The 17,645-nt window shown below is 70.5% G+C and carries 5 protein-coding genes; all 5 read right to left on the bottom strand.

Features of this window, described 5'->3' with window-relative positions; translation table 11 throughout:
• Positions 1–32: 32 nt before the first annotated feature.
• Positions 33–1,136, bottom strand: coding sequence for a TIGR04552 family protein (locus K8625_RS25115; RefSeq protein WP_223745740.1), 1,104 nt, complete (start codon positions 1,134–1,136; stop codon positions 33–35).
• Positions 1,137–1,246: 110 nt separating this feature from the next.
• Positions 1,247–1,744 carry a toxin-antitoxin system YwqK family antitoxin gene (locus tag K8625_RS25110; protein ID WP_223745739.1) on the bottom strand — a complete coding sequence of 166 codons (498 nt, stop codon included), beginning with the start codon at positions 1,742–1,744 and terminating at the stop codon, positions 1,247–1,249.
• 194 nt (positions 1,745–1,938) lie between these two features.
• The gene (locus tag K8625_RS25105; protein WP_223745738.1) at positions 1,939–2,862 is read right to left on the bottom strand and encodes a hypothetical protein; all 924 of its coding nucleotides are present in this window, start codon (positions 2,860–2,862) and stop codon (positions 1,939–1,941) included.
• A 247-nt stretch (positions 2,863–3,109) separates the two neighbouring features.
• The gene (gltJ, locus tag K8625_RS25100; RefSeq protein WP_223784118.1) at positions 3,110–5,224 is read right to left on the bottom strand and encodes an adventurous gliding motility protein GltJ; all 2,115 of its coding nucleotides are present in this window, start codon (positions 5,222–5,224) and stop codon (positions 3,110–3,112) included.
• 137 nt (positions 5,225–5,361) lie between these two features.
• A complete protein-coding gene (locus K8625_RS25095; protein WP_223784117.1) occupies positions 5,362–17,637 on the bottom strand; it encodes a tetratricopeptide repeat protein in 12,276 nt (4,091 codons plus the stop codon).
• Positions 17,638–17,645: the final 8 nt, after the last annotated feature.

Raw genomic sequence — 17,645 nt, 5'->3', positions numbered from 1 at the left:
TGGGCGTTCAACGCGCCCAGCCCTCCGTCGACTCAGCTGTTGTCGCGCTTTGGGACAACCAGCCCCTGGCTGAGTCGCTTCAGCACACGCTTCTTCTGACGGCGCTTGTAGGCATCATGCGCATTCTCTCCCTGCTCATTCAATCGGGCGGTCTCTTGGTCGACGATCTGGAACTCGACCAAGGAGATGATGACCCGGCCCTTCCGTGAACGCGTATCTTCGTGTGGAGCAGGGAGATGGGCGTCCATACGCACTGGCAAGTCCACCACGAAGTTCAGCGCCCGATAGGTGTTTCCGGAGAAGGAGTTGCCACTCTTGTCCTCACGAGCTTCGTAGTCTTTATCGAGGTGGAGTCGATGGGTGACTTGCTCGAAGTGAGGATTCTCCTCCAGGACACTGCGAAAGGGGAGCAGTGTGTTTTCAGTCTGCCCGGGAACAACGAGATGAAACGGGAACAACCACTGCGTCAGATAGTAGAGGACCGGTAACAAGTCTTCTCGTGCACGGGTCACAATCCGGAAACGGGTCCGATCATAGACCTGTGCCGCAACCGTCTCCTTCTTGGCCAGCAGCTTCGTCACCAAGGAGTCTTGGGTCTTGATGGAGTGCGCGAATTCGACAACAGGCAACCCTTTCGCCTGCATCTCACGTGCGACCCCCTGGACTCTCTCAGTCACCAACTCCGCCAGTTCAGCCTCGGAGATGGCAAGCCGGAACAGCAGATCTCTCCCCTCGATGTGCTGAATGACATGCATCACCTTGAGTACGACACAGGCGATCCGCCGATGCCGAACCTCACCTTTGGCCCCTGAGGCCAGAAGGAACAGGTCATGGATTTCTGTCGGTTGGGCTACCGCGTCGGCAACACGGTAGTTGAACGTCTTCCGCAAATAGACCACCGACTCGGCCAGCACGCTTCGCGCCCAGGCCTCGTCGTGAGGTTGGGACAAATCCAGTTGGCAAAGTCGCAAGAAGCGGTCGACCTCGTCTCGCGTCTGGAAGTGCATCCGACGCCAATCGATGACCGAGCCACCCCGCAGGATGAGACGAATGCGCTCAAGCTCGCGCAAGCCCATCTCCGCCACTGTGCGGACGGGGATCTCTGGAAGGACGAGGGAGAGCAAGGGGGCCTTCACGACTGAGCTTCCTATCCGAGTCGTTCGACGCGGGAAAGCCCTGAGGGGAGCTGGCCCTCCCCCTCCCCAACCAACAGGGAGGGGGCAAGACGGAGATTGATGTTCCGGGACTACCGGTCGGAAACCGGCTTGCCGGCCGCGAATCGGGCCTGCGAAACCGTCCGGCCATCCTCCGCGTAGACGACCTCAAGACCGTCCTGAAGGCCCTTCACCCACGCCTGCTCCAGCTTCTTCGTGCCGTTGGCGAAGTATTCGACGCGCTTGCCATGGTAGTCATTGCGCTCGAACTCGGTCTCGCCGGTCTTGACACCATTCGCGTCGTAGAACGTCCAGCGCCCAGTCCGCAGGTTGTCCTTGAACTGCCCTTCGGACTGCTTCTGCCCATTGGCCCAGAAGTCGACGTAGGGACCATGACGGACGACCTTGTCCAGGTCCGAACTTCCTCCGGTCTTGATGCAGAAAACCCCCAGGTCCTTCGTGGGCTTGCTTCCTTTCTGAGTGGTCCCGGCCGGGCATTCGAGACGAACCCCCTGACCCGCCGAGGCGTCTCCCGCAAGGGCAGGCGCGGAAACCACTGCAATAGCCAGGACCACGTGACGATAAGCCATCTCATCTCTCCTTCGCGGAAGGACGCCGGACGAGCAGCGCCACCACCTATCTCAACGCAGGAAATCTTCTCTTATTCATGGCGGCATTCGCCACCAACTGCGTTCCGGCCCAAAACAACGAGCCCCACCCCGGGTCATGGGATGGGGCTCTTGCGCTACAAACAGCTTTCAGCTGACTGCAACGAGGCTGCGAGCTACTTCTGGATGACGCCGCAGATCTCGTTGCCGTCCCGGAAGTAGAGACCGATGGACAGCGTGTTGATGGCGCCCGGGCAGAAGTTCATCGTGAAGGTCGCGACCTTCCCGTTCTGGCTGGTGGCGTACTCCGAGGGGCGGATCAGGTTGACGCCATTTTCCTCGGTGCCGTTGACCTTGACGTAGAGCAGGTTCTGAAGACCGGACCGCTGATCCGGGAACTTGTTGTTGCTGTTGGCCGGCTGGTAGGCCTTCACCTGGACCTTGACGGTGTCCGCAGCGCCACACCAGGGCATGGAGTTGGTGTCCGGCGCCCAGGACTGCTTGGTGATGCTGAAGATGATCGGCCCCGAGCTCGAAATCGTCCACACGGGCTGCTTGCCACCCTGCGCAGGGTCGAAGTTCGCGCACGTAGGCGCCGGAACTGCGGTGCAGGTGCTGCTGGAGCAGTAATCACCGTAGAGACACGTGGACTGTCCCTCACCCGAGCAGGTGGTCGGACCCGTGTCGTCCTCCTCGCACTGACCGGAGGCCGTGTCACACACGCGGCCGGAGCCGCAGTCATCGTTCGAGTCGCACGCCGGGACGCAGACGTTGTCCAGGTTCGAGCAGACCAGGTCGCTCGACGTGCCGTCCGAGCCGCCATTGCACAGCGCGTCGGTGGAGCACTGGCAGATCAGCGTGTCGGACTGGGAGCTCGTCCCACCCAGCTCCGCGCAGGTCTTCGCGGAAGCGGGACAGTCGTTGCTCGTCGTACACGTCAGAACACAGACGCTCGCGTCCGGGTGACAGATTTCATTCTCAGCGCAGTCGTCGTTGCCGGAGCACGTCGTGCCACTCGGGTCGTCGTCGCCACAACCCGCCATCAAACCGCTCATCGCGCCGAGTGCCGAGAGCACGAGCATCATCTTACGAAGCTGCATGTTGGGAATCCCTCCGTGGATCTGCTTGGAATCGTCTGCTGGGGGGCCTCCGGCCACTGAAGTCAGGCCCCGACGTCCATACAAGCGGTTCGGCTTTAGTCCCGCCCGTCGTGACGTGTCAACGAGTGTCGACACGCCCACGGACGCGTCGCTCCCGCGGAAATTCAGCCCTCACGAAAGCGAACACTCACATGGGACCCTGGCGTGACACACATGTCGCCAAGGACCCAGACTCTTCCTCTCCCGCTCAGAAGGTGAACGGGAAGTCGATGGGCTCCCCCTGCTTCTTGTGCTTCGGGAACGCCCAGCTCTTGATGAGCCCGGTGATGCAGGTCGCCATGTACGTGCTGCGGTACTCATCCGACTTGCAGGTGACGTTCGACGTCTTGCCGCTCGTCTGGATGGTCCACCGCATCACCAGCTTGCCGCTGAGCATCGGGTCCTTCTTCTTCTGCTCGTTCACGCACTTCACGATGGCGGGCTTGTTGTTCAGCACCACCTCCATGATGTCGGAACGCTGAAGGGTGTCTCGCACCCCGCCCCCGCCCGGCTCGGGAGGGATGTAGGCCGTGGGGCGATTCTCCGGCGCCTTCGGCTCGGGCTTCGACTTCTTCGTGCCGAACAGCTCGTCGAAGTCGTCATCACCATCGCTCGAGGACGGCTTCTCCGCGCGCGCCACGGGGCGCTCCTCGGTGTCCTCCCGTCGAGAAGACGAAGAAGACGAGGAGCCGGAGGCACGCCGAGGCGTCGTCGTCCGCTCGACCTTCGCCACCGCGTTGTCCAGCGGTTGCTTCACCGCATCCGCCGGCGGCGTCGCGGGCACCTGCCCCGCCACGGGCTGCGCGGCCACGGGAGGCGGCGTCGCCACGGGCGCGGTCGTGGGAGGCGTCGTGGGCGCTCCCGCGGCGGCCACGGCGGGGTTCGCCGCGCCCGCTGTATCAGGGGCAGGAGGCTGCGTCGGCGCTCCGGGCGCCGTGGCCACGACGGGCGGCGTCTGCGGCGGTGCGGCGACAGGTGCCGCCGCGACGGGAGGAGGCGTCACCACGGGCGGAGCAGCCGCCGGCGGCGTGGCCGCGGCGACAGGCTGCTGGGTGGGCGGAGCCTCGGGAGTGCCGCCCTTCGACGCCAGCGCCCAGGCTCCACCACCGAGCCCCAGCACGCCCACAACGATGCCGACGATCAACCCCACCCGGCCCTTGCCTCCGCCAGAAGGCGCCCCCCCGCCCTGTGCATAGGCCGGAGGGTAGCCCGCGGGAGGCGCATACGGCGCCGGGACAGGCTGCGCGTAGTGCCCCTGCGGCTGCCCATACGGCATCTGCGCCGGCTGGCCATAGGGCTGCTGCGGATAGGCCTGCGACGCCTGCGGAGGCGACATCTGAGCGGCCATCGCCGGCCCCGCGCCCATCAGCGACGGGGACGACACCGGCTCCGGAGGCGGCATCGGCACGTCGAGCAGGCGAGACTGCGACACCGGCTCACGCCCCAGCGAGGGCGCGGGCGTCGGAGGCGGCTTGGACAGCGCGTCGTTCTCCTCCTTCACGAGCGAGGCGAGCACGCTGGCGGCCGACGGCTTCCACCCCACCGGCTCCTCGGAGGAGGACGCCAGCACCACCGAGTCGCCCTTCGGCTTGCCCGCGCTGAACGCGGACTGCACGGGCCCCGGCTGCACCGTGGGCGTCGAGCCCGACACGGGCTCGGGCGCGACGATGGTCGGCTTCGACGGACGCGGCGCCAGCACCGACGCCAGCTCCGCCGTCTCCGACAACGGAATCCAATCGCTGAAACCCGAACGCCAGCACAGGCTGTCGGGCCCCACCTCGCCACGGTCCCACGCGTCCTTCACCTTCTCCACAGTGAGCGGCCCGACCTGCTTCTCGTCGATGGCCACGTACCACTCGTGAGAGGTGGCCGCGGGCTTCGGCTCCTCCTTGTCGGGCTCGTCCTCGGCCTCGGCCAGCTTGCGCACCGACTCCGTGGTGGCATCGCGCGCGGCGGCCTCTCCGGCGGCTTCACCCGCCGGAATCTTGTGCGTGCCAGAACTGAGGACCTGGTCGAAGACCGCGCCGATTTCGTCCTCTTCCACGTCCGTGAAGAGGCCTCCCTCGGGCGGGGTCCCGAGCGTCGCGGGCAGCGAGGCGGAGGAGGACGAATCGGCCTCCTTGCCCTGGGTGCTCGCGCTCTCGGGAGCGGGAGAAGAGGTGGACGCGGGCTCGGACGGGGAATCCTTCCCCGCCGCGGCGCCCGCCGGGCGCACGGTGATGGTGTGGCCGCACTTCTTGCAACGAACCTTGACCCCCTTCGGGCCAACCTTGTCGTCGCTGATCATGTACTGCGCGCGGCAGCTGTCACAGACGAAACGCATCTTTTCCGCAAGCCTCGGAAATGACGGGAGAAATCCCGTCGGAATCGTAGAAGTGGCCACCCGAGGCGGTCAAGGATCAGTACCTCGACCGCCCGGTTGCTCATCAACGCGTGAACCCTTGCCCGGGTTCTACCGCGCTATCTGCGCACCTGCACCTCCACGTGTGTGCCAACAGCCACACGCAGGTGGTGCAGCTCCTCGGACGTCGCGAACACGAGCAACTCCTTGAGCTTGTTGCGAGGAGCGACGCGGAAGGTGGAGCCCGTCTCGCCCTGGACCAGCCGGCGCACCGGCTCCATCTCCCCAGCGACGAAGAGGCCCGCGCGCGCGGCCGTCAGCTCCGCGCCCTCCAGGAACTGACGCACCGACTGCGGCGTCGCCGTGGGGAGCCAGGCCCGGGCCGCCTTGGCGAGCGCCGCGCGGTCCACGTCCGTGAGGACCTTCTCCAGGGCCCGCCGCTCCATCTCCACGCCGTGGAGCGACTCGGCGACGCGCACATTTCCCACCACGAGGTTCAGCGCCGCCTGGAGGATGGCCTCCAGTCGCTCCGCCGGCACGTACTGCGCGAAGGCCAGCTCCGGACGCGCCAGCGCCAGCGCGCGGCCCAGGAGGTAGTACACCTCCTTCTGGCCCTGCTCCGCGAAGTACTTGCCGCCCACGCGGACACACGGCGGATGCGTCTGGAGCAGCTCCACGTTGACGAGCGGCTCGGGCGCGGGCTCGTTGGAGCGCTTCGCCATGCGCTCGCGCGTGGCCACGAGGAACGGCGAGTACAGCTCCACCGCCTCCATGCCCAACAGGCGCGCCACGTACCGGTAGTGGTGCACGTGGTACTCCTGCGCGCTGGCCACGTCGATGCGGTGCTTCTTTGGCACGAGCTGGTACTGGGTGAAGGGCACCGCGTACAGGTGTCCCGCCTTGGCGAAGAGCAGACCGAGCAGCTCCGCCAGCGGCCCTCGCGCCTTCGGGTGGAACAGGTGCGTGTGCCACAGCCGGTCGTCGACCGGACGCTGGGCGACCTCCTTCTTCTTCGCGTAGGGCCCCAGCTTGGAGAGGATCTCCTTCTCGTCCTCCCCTGCTTCACCGAGCAGCCCCGAGGCGGCCTGGGCCGCGAGCCACGCCAGGTCGTAGTCCTTGCGCAGCGCCGCGAGCCGCACGAGCTGACCGCAGATCTTCCGCGCGTCGGTCGTGTGAGGCAGCGCGCGTCGCAGCGCGGCGATGGCCTCCTCCTCCTTGCCGGGCAGGTTGCCGGCGAGCTCGGCGTACGTCTCCTGCACCGCGGCATCGTCCGGCAGGCCCTTGGCGGCCACGCCGTAGGCGGCCACCGCGCCCTCCGGGTGCTTGAGCACCTGGTGGTACAAATCCCCCAGCGCGCGCCACAGCGCCATGCGCGCCACGTGCGTCTCCGGCGTCTTGGGCAGACGGCCGAGCATCTTCGTGTAGTTCTCCTCCAGCGACTTCCACTGGCGGGCGCCACCGAGCATCGCCTCGAGCGAGCTGAACGCCTCGACGAAGCGGGGGTCCAGGTCCAACGCCGCGTTGAACGCCTGGCTCGCGCCCTCGACGTCCTTCAGGTCGTCACGGCGCAGCTCGCCCAGGGCGAACCAGACGCGCTTGGCCTTGTGCGGCTCCGACGCCAGCGCGGGGAGGGCCAGCATGCGCGCCAGCACGTCCGCGGCCTTCTGCCCCTGCCGCGTCTCACGCAGCAGCACGTAGAGCTGGTCCATCACCTCCAGCGCGTCGGGCTGGACGCGCAGCGCGCCGGTGAAGGCGTCGATGGCCATGTACGGGTCGTGCAGCTCATCGCGGGAGATGCGGCCCAGGTCCAGGTACACCTTCACCTTGGCCTCGCCCTCCAGCACGCCGACGAGCTGCTGGCGCAGGTCCGCGGACTTCTCGAACTGGCCCGCCTTGTCCATCAGCACCACGAGCGCGCGCAGCGTGGGCTCGTGGCCCGGGTCGATGGCCAGCGCCTTCTCGAAGTGGTTCTGCGCGCGGTCCGCCTGGTTGAGCGCGGCGTGGATGTCACCCAGCTGCCAGTAGACCTCCACGACCTCCAGGTCCGTGAGCTCCTCGCGGTGGTGGATGAGGATGGTCTGGAAGACCTTGAGCGCGCCCTCGTAGCGGCGCGTCTGCACGAGCAGGTTGCCGTAGCCCTCGAGCGCGGGCAGGTACGTCGCGTCGCGCTCGTACGCCGTCTCGTAGCAGCTGAGCGCCTTGTCGCGCCGGCCCAGCTTCTCCGCCACGTAGCCCAGCCGGTAGAGCTGGCGGCACAGGTCCGCGGCCGTGGCCGCGTCCTTCTCCACCATCGCCTTCTCCGACAGCTTGCGCGTGACGATGTCGAGCATCCGCTCCGCGTCGGACCACTGCTCGTGGGCGATGTACACGTCCGCCAGCGGACGCGCGGCCTCGATGCTGTCCGGGATGTGCTTGAGCGCCTCCTCCCAGTAGCCCGTGGCGGTGTCGCGGTCCTCGCGCGTCTCCGCGTGGTAGCGCGCCACGTCCAGCAGCGCCTTGCCCTTGGCGACCGGGTCCTCGGTCTGCTCGGCCTCCTGACGCAGCGTCTGCTCGTAGCCGCTCCAGTCCTTGTCCTGCTCGAGGATGCCCTTGAGGGCGCGGAGGCTGGGCAGGTGGCCCGCGTCGATGGCGATGGCCAGCTGATAGGCGTTCCGGGCGCTGCCCGTGTCCATCAGCATGTCCTCGTTGATCTTCCCGAGGCGGTAGTACAGCTCCACCGCGTCCTTCGACTGGCCGGCGAGCTCCGCTTCCTTCTGCAGCATCTCCAGCGCGAAGGGCCAGTTGCCGCTGCGCTCGTACAGCTTGCCCAGCGCGTGCAGCGCGGGCCGGCTGCCGGGGTCCGCCGCGAGCGCCGCATGGTAGCTGTTGACAGCCCGGTCCACCGCCTTGAGGTTCTGGTACTGGACGTTGCCGATGTCCACGTACAGCTCCGCCTGCTCCTCGGGGCTGACCGCGAGCGAGAGCTGCCGCTCGTAGGCGTTGATGAGGTCTTCCCAGCGGCCCTGCACCCGACGCAGGCGGATGAGGACCTTGATGGCCTGGACGTTCTGCGGATCGATGGAGAGCACGCTCTCCACGCACACGTCCGCGTTGGCCGGGTTCTGGTACTTGTCCTCCCAGATGGTGGCACTGCGGAACAGGACGCGGACCTTCTCGCGCCAGTCGTCGCTCAGCTCCAGCATCCGCTCGTAGATGGCGAGCAGGTCCGCGGGCTGGTCCAGCTTGGTGTGCAGCCGCTCCAGCGACTCCAGCGCCTCGCGGTTGACCGGGTCCAGCTCCAGCGCCTGACGGTAGGCGGCGACCGCGGACTCGTCGTCCGAGAGGTCGCGCTCGAACACCCCGGCGACCTCCACCTGGATGCGCGCGCGCTCCTCGGCGGTGTCCGCGAGATCCCTGGCGCGCAGGAGCGTCATGGCCACGTCGCGCCACGCGCGCTGCCGCCGGTACAGCGCGGTGAGCACGCCGAGCGTCTCGGTGTCCGGCTCCAGCTCCAGCGCGCGCAACAGCGCGCTCGCGGCCTCGGACGGGTCCTCCAGCTTCTCGTCCCAGACGCGGGCAATCTCCCGCAGGATGCCCTTGCGCTGCTCGATGGAGCCGGCGGCCTCGAGCTTCTGCTCCAGCGCCACCACGTACTCGCGCTCGTGGCCCCGGCGCTGGAACACCGCGGCCAGTCCATCCAGCGCGGTGGCGTTGGTCGGGTCGAACTCGAGGATCTTCCGGAACGCCCCTTCCGCGGCCTGCGGGTCATCCAGCCGCGTGTCGTGGACCCGCGCGAGCGTCGCGTACAGCCGCTCGGCCAGCGGCCCACGGGGCAGCTCGTCCGCGACCTCCTCGTAGACGGCCGCCAGCTCCTCGTGGCTGCCCGTCTCGTCCGCCAGCCGCTCCACCTCCTCGCGGAGCGTGTCGTCCGAGGCATCCAGCTGCAGCGCGCGGCAGAGCGCCAGGAAGGCCACGTCCTTCTGCCCCAGCCGCTCCTCCTGCACGCGAGCCAGCTCGCGCAGGGCGGCCATCTTCTCCTCGTCCGTGACGAAGTGGGGCATGTACCGGTCGACGGCCGTCGCGTAGGCGCGCCAGTCGTTGTACGTCCGGTACAGGTCGCACACGCGCTCGTACGCCGTGCGGTTGGCGGGGTCCAGCTCCAGCACCTTCTCCAGCGCTCCCGTGGACTGCTCGGGCTTGCCGCCCGGCCCCGCCCACAGATCCGCCACCTCGTAGTACGTGGCGACGGCGCGCTCACGCTCCTCGGCGCCCAGGTGCACCTGCACCTTCAGCTCCAGCGCGCGCACCGCGTCGTTCCACGCGCGCAGCGAGACGAACAGCGTGTGCACGCGCTCCAGCTCGGCCACCTGGTGGGGCTCGACCTCCAACGCGCGACGGGCGGCGTCCAGCGACTCCTCGCGGCGCCCCATCCCAGCGAGCACCTCCGCCAGGCGCAGGCGCAGCGCCTTCACGCCCTCGCTGTTCTCCTGGAGCGGGATGAGGCGGCGCAGCACGCCCACCAGCTCCTCGCGCTGCTCCGTCTCGTCGTACAGCTCGCGCAGCGTGTCCAGCACCGCGCGGTTGCGCGCGTCACGGTCCAACGCCGCCTTGAAGTACGGAACGGCGGCCTCGGGCTGCTTGAGCAGCCGGTACACCACGCGCCCCAGCCGCTCGTTGAGCCGCACCACCTCACGGGGGTCCAGCGTCATCGCCAGACGGCCCTCGAGCAGCGCGCGCAGGTCCTCCGGACGGTTCGCCCGCTCGTACAGCGACTCGAGCGCGGAGAAGGCCTGGTCGTTGCGCGCGTTCTTCGCCAACAGCTCGCGGTACAGCTCGATGGAGCCGCCCAGGTCCGACAGCCCCTCGGCGGACACCTGCGCCATCTTCGCGAGGACGCGGTCCCGCTCCGCCCCCGCCACCTTCTCCGACTGGAGCTTGAGGATGGCGTAGAGCTTCTCCGACGCGGAGGCCGCCTCGTAGATGCTCTCCAGGAGCCGCGCGGACGCCAGGTGCCCGGGCTCCAGCTTGAGGATGCCCTCGTAGGCGCTCGCCGCGCGGTCCGGACTGTCCAGCCGCTCCTGGTAGAGCTGTCCCAGGCGGAAGAGGTAGCCCACGCGCTCGGCCTGCTCGGTGGCGCCGGTGACGAGCGCCTCCAGGATGCCCGCGAGCTCCGGCCACGCCTGCAGCTCCAGGTACAGCCGGTCCAGCGCCACCAGCGCCTTGGCCTGCACCGCGACATGCAGCGTGCGCGCCCGCTCGTAGTACGAGACGGCGCGGTCCGAGTCCCTCAACTTCGACTCGAGCAGCTGGCCCAGCTTCAGGCACACCTGCGCCGCGTCGGCGGCCTCGGCCACGCGCGGCAGCGCCTCCTCGTACGCCGCGACCAGCTCGTCGTAGCTGTCCGAGGCATCCGTGGCGTTCTCCAGACGACGGCGCACCTCACCGTCGTTCGGGTCCTCCTTGAAGGCGCGGAAGAGCGCCAGGAACGTCAGCTCCGACTCGCCCTGCGACTCGCGCAGCGTCGCCAGCTCGCCCAACAGCGCCTTGCGCTCGAAGGCATCCGTGGACACGCCCACGCGCGTCTCGATGAGCTGCGCCAGCCGCGGCACGTCGCCGCTCGCGCGGAAGGCGCGCAGCAACGTCTCCACCGCGAGCAGGTTCTGCGGCTCGCGCGACACCAGCGCCTCCATCCGGCCCACCGCGCCCGGATGGTTGGGCTGCACCGTCAGCACCTCGCCGTACAGCGCCAGCGCGCCCGTGCGGTCCAACAGCCGCGTCTCGCGCACCGAGGCCAGGCGGAACTTCAGCTCCAGCCCCGCCTCCGGAGGCATCAGCGCGATGCGGCGGGCCAGCACGTCCGCCAGCTCCGGCCAGCGCTCCTGCTTCTGGCACAGCGCCTCCATGCGCTCCAGGCCGGCCACGTCGTCCGGCTTGAGCTCCAGGAGGCGCCGGAAGGTCGCCAGCGCGCCCAGGGCGTCCTGGAGCTGCTCCTCCTGCAGGTGTCCGATCTGGAAGAGCACCGCCGCACGGCGCGCGGGCTCCTCGGCCACCGCCAGCTGACGGCGCAGCACCTCGAGCAGCTCCGTCGGCTTGCCCTGCGACGCCACCAGTCGCACGGTGCCATCCAGCGCCTCGGCGTCCGTGGGCCGCAGCTCGAGCACGCGCTTCCAGGACGCCAGCGCCTCGGCGGGCTCGCCCAGGTCCGTCTGCAGCCGCGCCAGCGCGCGGTACAGCTCGGCGCGCGCCGCGTCTCCCGCCTTGGGCGCCACTTCCATCAGCACCGCGCCCAGCTCCTCGGGGGCCTCGGCGCGGTCCACCAGCGACACGCACAGCGCCAGCGAGCGCAGGTCATCGGGCAGCTCACGCAACGCGCGCGTCGCGGCGAGGAAGCCCATCTCCGCGTTCTCCAGCGGACCGGCGTACATCTCGGCGATGCGGCGCAGGAGCGCGGCGCGCTCCTGGGGCACCGCCTCCGCCGACACGCGCGACTCCAGCATCTCCACCTGCTTGAGGTGGTTGCCGACGGCGACGAAGACCGGCTCCAGCGCGCTCGCGGCCGCGCCACGCAGCGGGCTCTCCGAGCGGGCCATCTCCTCGAGCGCACCCACCGCGCCCGCGTGTCCCGCCCGCCGCTCCAGCACGGACTGGTACAGCTCCAGCGCCCCGCGCGGGTCGTCCAGGCGCGAGAACTTCAGGCGCCCCAGCCGCACGCGCAGATCGGACGACTCCTCCTGGGCACCGCGCGCGTCGGCGAGCTGGATTTCACGCTCGATGTGCTGCGCCAGCTCCGGCCAGCGCTCCATCTCCGCCAGCACGCGCCCCAACAGCTTGAGCGCGTTCGCGTTCTCCGGACGCAGCAGAAGGATCTCGCGGTACGCCTGCGCCGCCAGCGCCTTGTCCGCGAGCGTCTCCTCGGCCAGGTGCGCCAGCTCGAACAGCAGATTCACCTGCGACGCCGCGTTCGGCTCCGCGGCCACCTGCCGCCGCATGACCAGCCCCAGCTCACGGTGAGCCCCCGTGCGCCGATGGACGCGGGCGATGGACTCCAGCACCGCCTTGTTCTTCGGGTCCCTGCGACTCACCTCCTCCAGCGCGCGGACCGCGAGGTCGTAGCGCTTGAGGCGGTTGTCGTAGAGCGCCGCCAGCCGGCGCCACAAGTCCCCGGCGAGCGGCTCCTGCGTGTCCCGCTCGAGCTGGTCCTCGTACGCGCCCGCGACCTCCTCGAACGAGCCGGAGTCCGCCGCGAGCCGCTCCAGCTCGTCGCGCACCGACGTCTCCTGCGGGAACTCGTTGAACGCGCGCAGCCGCGCCACGAAGGCCAGCGACGTCTGCCCCAGCGCCTCGCGCAGGGTGGCGATCTCCTGGATGTGCTCCAGCCGCCGCTCCGGCGCCACGCCAGGCAGCAGCACCTCCATCACCTCCACCAGCTTCCGGGTGTCGTTCAGGCCCCGGTAGACGGGCTCCAACAGGCGCGCCGCCTCCACGCGGGGCCCGTCGTGCGCCATCAGCCGCTCCAGGCCCGCCACCACCTGGCCATCCCCGGGCGCAAGCTCCAGGAGCCGGCGATAGACGGGCAGCGCCTCCGCCGGGCCCACTTCCTTCTCGAGCAACTGCGCGCGCTTGAGCAGCCAGCCCCGCCGCGCGGCGTCGTCGGCCGCGCCGTCCGCGAGCTGATCCAACACGTCCGCCTGCTCCACGAAGCGCCGCGCCTTCGCGTACAGCCGCTCCAGCGCGAGCAGCCCCTCGGGCAGCCGCCGCAGCGCCAGCGCCGAGCGGTACGTCTCGATGGCCCGGGCGTCCTCACCCGCGTTGGCGTACGCCTCGCCCGCCTTGAGCAACAACCCCACGCGCTCCTCTGCGTCCTGGGAGAGCTGGGCCTGACGCGTGTAGACCTCCGACAGGCTCTTGGCGTTCTGGCCCTTCTCGTACAGCCGGGACAGCGCCTCCAGCGCCTGGCGGTCCTGCGGCGCGTCCGCGAGCAGGTTCTTCCAGAGGCGCGCGGCCTCCTCGGGCTGGTCCAACGACTCGCGCAGCTCCGCGGCGCGGCGCAGCAGGTCCAGCGCGGCCGGGTCACCCTCGGTGAGCTCCACCGCCGCCGTCTCGTAGATCTCCGCGAGCACCTCGTGCGAGCCCGTCTCGCGCGCCAGGCGCTCCAGGTCGGGGCGCACACCGTCCCGGTCCAGTCCCTGCGCGAAGGACTTCACCGCGGACATGAAGGCCAGCGACGGCTGGCTCATGTCGCGCTCGTAGATGCGACGAATCTCCCCGGCGAGGAGGATCTTCTCCGTGGTGAGCGCGGACTCCATCCGTGCCTCGCGCAGCGACACGCGGCGGGCATGGTCCCCCACCTGCACGAGCACCGGGTCCAACACATCCAGCGCGGCGCCACTGGCGGACACCGCCGCCTTCACCCACGCCTCGAGCGCGGCGCGAGCCCCGGGGTGACCCGAGTCCTCCGCGAGGATGCGCTTGTAGAGCCCCAGCGCCGCGTTCGAGTCGTCGAGCACCGTGCGCTGCAGCTCGGCCAGGCGGAAGGAGACCTCGCGGCCCTGCGGGCTCTGTCCTTCCTGATTGCGGCGCAGCGCCAGCGCCCACGCCAGGTCCTGATGGCGCCCGAGCTCCGTGTAGAGCCGGTCCAACGTGGCCGCGGCCTCGCGGTTGCCGGGGTCCCGCTGGGCGATGGCGCGCCACGCCTCCGCCGCGCTCTCCAGGTCCGACAGGCGGGCCTCGTGCAGCAGCGCGGCCTCGCGCAGGAACCCGAGCTGCTCGGCGGGCTCCGGCGACGCGGCCGCCAGCTTCTCCAGCACCTCCGCCAGCGCGGCCCACTCCTCGCCGCCTCGATGCAGCCGCTGCAAGGCGCGCAGGCTGTCGAGGTTGCCCGGCTCCAGCACCAGCAGCGCGCGCAGGGCCTTCACCGCGCCCGCCTTGTCGTCGAGCTTCTTCTCCTGCACCTCGGCCAGCTCGCGCAGCAGCGCCGCGCGCGCGGAGCCCACGTCCCCCTCCTCCGCCAGCTCCTCGATGATCTCCGCGTAGCTGTCCAACGCGTCGGCGTCCTCGGCCGCCTGACGCGCCGTGGAGCGAAGGCCCGCGTCGCCGGGCGCCAGTCGGAGCGCGCGGGCCAGGGCCGCGAACGCCAGCTCCGGCTGCCGCAGATGCGCCAGATGCACCTGCGCGGCCTGCCGCAGCACCTGCACCCGCGCCGCGTCGTCCTTGGCCACCTCCGCCAGCACATCCAGCGTGGCCACCAGCTTGCGGTAGTCCTTGGTCCGCTCGAGCGCGGGCAACAGCACGCGCGCCGCGGCCTCGCGCGCCGTGCCCGACGCCAGCATGGCCTCCAGCGCCGCGAGCGCGTCCGGGTCCGAGGGGCGCTGCAGCAGGATGTCCGCGTAGCTGCTCACCGCCTCCGCGCTGCCGTCCTGCAGGCCCTGCAGCAGCTGCGCGCGGCGCAGCTTCAGCCGCGAGACCTTGTCCGTCTCACCCGCCGACTCCGCCAGGCCAATCATCCGCGCCAGCGTGTCGCCCAGCTCCCGCGTGCGGCCGGCCTTCTCGTACAGCTCCGCCAGGCGCGGCAGGTGCCGCCCCTCCTCGGCGCCGTGCGAGAGCGCGGACTGGAGCGCCTCGGCGGCCTGCGCCGGACGCCCGAGCTCCGTGTTCAGGTCCACCAACTGGAGCAGCAGCTCCAGCTTCTCCGCGCCGCGAGCGCCCTGGATGCGCTTGCGCAGCAGCTCCTCCGCGTCCGCCGCGCGACCCGCGCGACCGTACAGGCGCACCAGTCGCTGCAACACCGCGCCCGACTCCGGAGCGCGCTCCACCGCCGCCTCGAGCGCGGCGATGGCCTCCGCCACCAGCCCGCCCTCCTCCGCCAGCCCCGCCGCCTCGGTGAGCAGCGACAGCGCCACCGCCGGGTCCTCGGCCTCCGCCGCCAGGGTACGCAGCACGCGCCCCAGCTCGGCGTGCGCCGACAGGTCCCTCGCCAGCCGCAGGGCCTCGCCGCGCGAGGACTCATCCCGAGGGTCCTCGCGCACCACGCGCACGCGCGTATCGAAGGCCGCGCGGCTGTCCGCGAGCTGCTTCTCGTGGATGCTCGCCAGAAGCGAGAACAGCCGCTTGCGCGCGGCCCCGTCCGTCGTGGACTCGAGCTGCTGCTGGAGCGCCGCCACCTGACGCTGGTGGTCGCCCGTGCGCCCGTAGTGCGCCGCCAGCGCCTCGGTGACTTCCTGCGTCCTCACGCCGGAGGCCGCCAGGCGCTCGAGGCCGCCCACCACCACGCCCGTGGACACGTTCTCCGTCAGCAGGCCCAGGAACAGGTCCGCCGCATCCTCCTGACGTCCCAGTCGCTCCGCGTACAGCTTGGCCTGGCGCGCCGTCCACTCGTTGCGCTCCAGCTGCGTCTCCGCCAGCGCCGCCAGCCGCCCCGCCAGCGCCGCCGCCTCGTCGAAGCGGGACAACGCCACGCACAAGGCCTGCAGCCGCTGCACCGCGCCCACCTCGTCGGGCGCCAGCTGCGTCCACTCACGGACCAGCGGCTCCAGCTCCTCGGGCGGAGCGCCCGCGGCCTCGCGCCGCGTCACCTCCGCCTCGATGCGCGCCTTCGGGTCGTCCGCGAGCGCCGCGGCCGCCTGCAGCGACTTCACCGCCTCCGCGGCGGCCTCGTCACCGGGCACCCGCACCAGCACCTCGCGCCACGCCGCCTCCGCGCGCACGGGGTCCGCCAGCGGTCCCTCGAGCAGCTGCGCGAGCTGCCGCCACAGCGTCGCCGCGACCTCCACCACGGGCGCCGCCTGCGCCGCGCGCTGGAGCGCCAGGGCCAGCGCGGGCCGCGCGTTGGCCTTCTCCGCGTGCTCCACCACCGAGCCGAGCAGCAGCGGACGCGCCGGATCCAACTCCAGCGCCCGCGACAGCACCTCGAAGGCGCCGCGCGCGTCGTCCTTCTCCTCGAACATCAGCGCGAGCGCCTCGCAGAAGGCCACCCGCTCCGCCCTCGGACGGGGCGCCAGCAGCGCCAGGTCCAGCAGCGGCACCACCGCCTCCAGCTCCTCGTCCTCCGCCAGGAGCCGCGCCAGCTGGAAGGCCGCCAGCGCGTGCGTGGGGTCCAGCTTGAGCGCCGCCTCCAGGTGCGCGCGCGCCGCCGCGCCGTCCTTGAGCTGCGTCAGACACAGCTCCGCCAGCCGCAGGCGCATCGCCGCCTGGCCCGACTTGTCCTTCACGGTGCCCAGGTAGCGCTCCAGCACCACCACCGCGTCCTGCGCCCGGCCGCCCTCCAGCAGCTGCTCCGCCGTGAGGCTCGCCGCGTCCGCGCGCGACGGGTCCGCCGCCACCGCCTTCTCGAAGGCCGCCAGCGCGCCGGGCGCGTCGTTCAGCCGGCCCAGGCGCAGCGTGCCCACGCGCAGCCAGAGGTCCACCTGCGCGCCGCGGTCCTTCACCTCGCCCGCCATCGCTTCAATCTGCTCGATGGCCGGCGCGAAGTCCGTGCCCGCGCGCGCGGCCATCTTCTCGATGAGGGACAGGCCCTCCGGCATGCCCGGCCACAGCAGGAAGCAGCGGTCCAACGCCTCCTTCACCTTGCCGGCCGAGCCCGGGTCGTACCAGGCGAACAGCTTCGCCACGAGCAGCGACAGCCGCGCGGCGCTCTTCCTGTCGCGCTCCTCCAGCGACATGCCGCGCAGCATCCGCACGCGGTCGCGCCACGTCTGCTCGAAGCGCTGCAGCGCGCGGGTGGCCTTCTCCACGCGCGCGTTCTGCGGCTCCAACGTCCGCGCGACGTCGAGCACCCGCTGCGCCAGCTCGTGCTCGGTGGGGTCGTCCACCAGTCGCTCGGCGAGCGCCGCGTACTCCTCGGCCATGCCCGCGTCGCCCAGCGCCTCGCGCTCGCGCTCCAGCGCCTCGAACGCCGTCTGGAAGCGCTCCTCGGACAGGAGCAGCTGCCGCACCCGCCGGAAGATGGCCCGGTCCGACTTCGCGCGCGCCGCTCGCTGCAGGCACAGCACCGCCCTGTCGCGACGGAAGAGCTTCTGCTCGTAGAGGTCCGCCGCCTTCAGGTAGTGGCCCGCGCTCTCCTCGCCCTGGGTCGCGCTGCCCAGCTTCTCCAGCACGTCCGACAGCGCCGCGGCGTCCTGCCGCGACTCGTGCAGGCGCTTGAGGCCACGAAGCGCCGGCAGCGGCTCCTTCGCCACCAGCAGCGCGCGCTTGAGCAGCTCCTCCGCCCGCGGCGCGTTGCGCTGCCGCTCGTGCGCGAGCTCCGCCGCGCGGCACAACAGGCGCACCGCTTCGTCACTGGCGACGTCGCGCGAGCGCCCCTCGTACAGGCGGATCAACTCCTCCACACGGCCGGCCTTCTCCAGGGCGGCCTCGGCTTCGACGAAGCTCCGGTCATCGGACACGCGCAGCGTGGGTCGAGCAGACGTGGGCTGTTGCATGGGGACGG

This window comes from Myxococcus sp. AS-1-15 (assembly GCF_020037055.1).
Classification (GTDB): domain Bacteria; phylum Myxococcota; class Myxococcia; order Myxococcales; family Myxococcaceae; genus Myxococcus; species Myxococcus fulvus.
This window is presented reverse-complemented; position numbering and strand designations above follow the sequence as displayed.

Excerpts from the sequence above, each read along its gene's own strand:
- gltJ (WP_223784118.1), bottom strand. The coding sequence starts at position 5,224 with ATGCGTTTCGTCTGTGACAGCTGCCGCGCGCAGTACATGATCAGCGAC.
- K8625_RS25095 (WP_223784117.1), bottom strand. The coding sequence starts at position 17,637 with ATGCAACAGCCCACGTCTGCTCGACCCACGCTGCGCGTGTCCGATGAC.
- K8625_RS25110 (WP_223745739.1), bottom strand. The coding sequence starts at position 1,744 with ATGGCTTATCGTCACGTGGTCCTGGCTATTGCAGTGGTTTCCGCGCCT.
- K8625_RS25105 (WP_223745738.1), bottom strand. The coding sequence starts at position 2,862 with ATGCAGCTTCGTAAGATGATGCTCGTGCTCTCGGCACTCGGCGCGATG.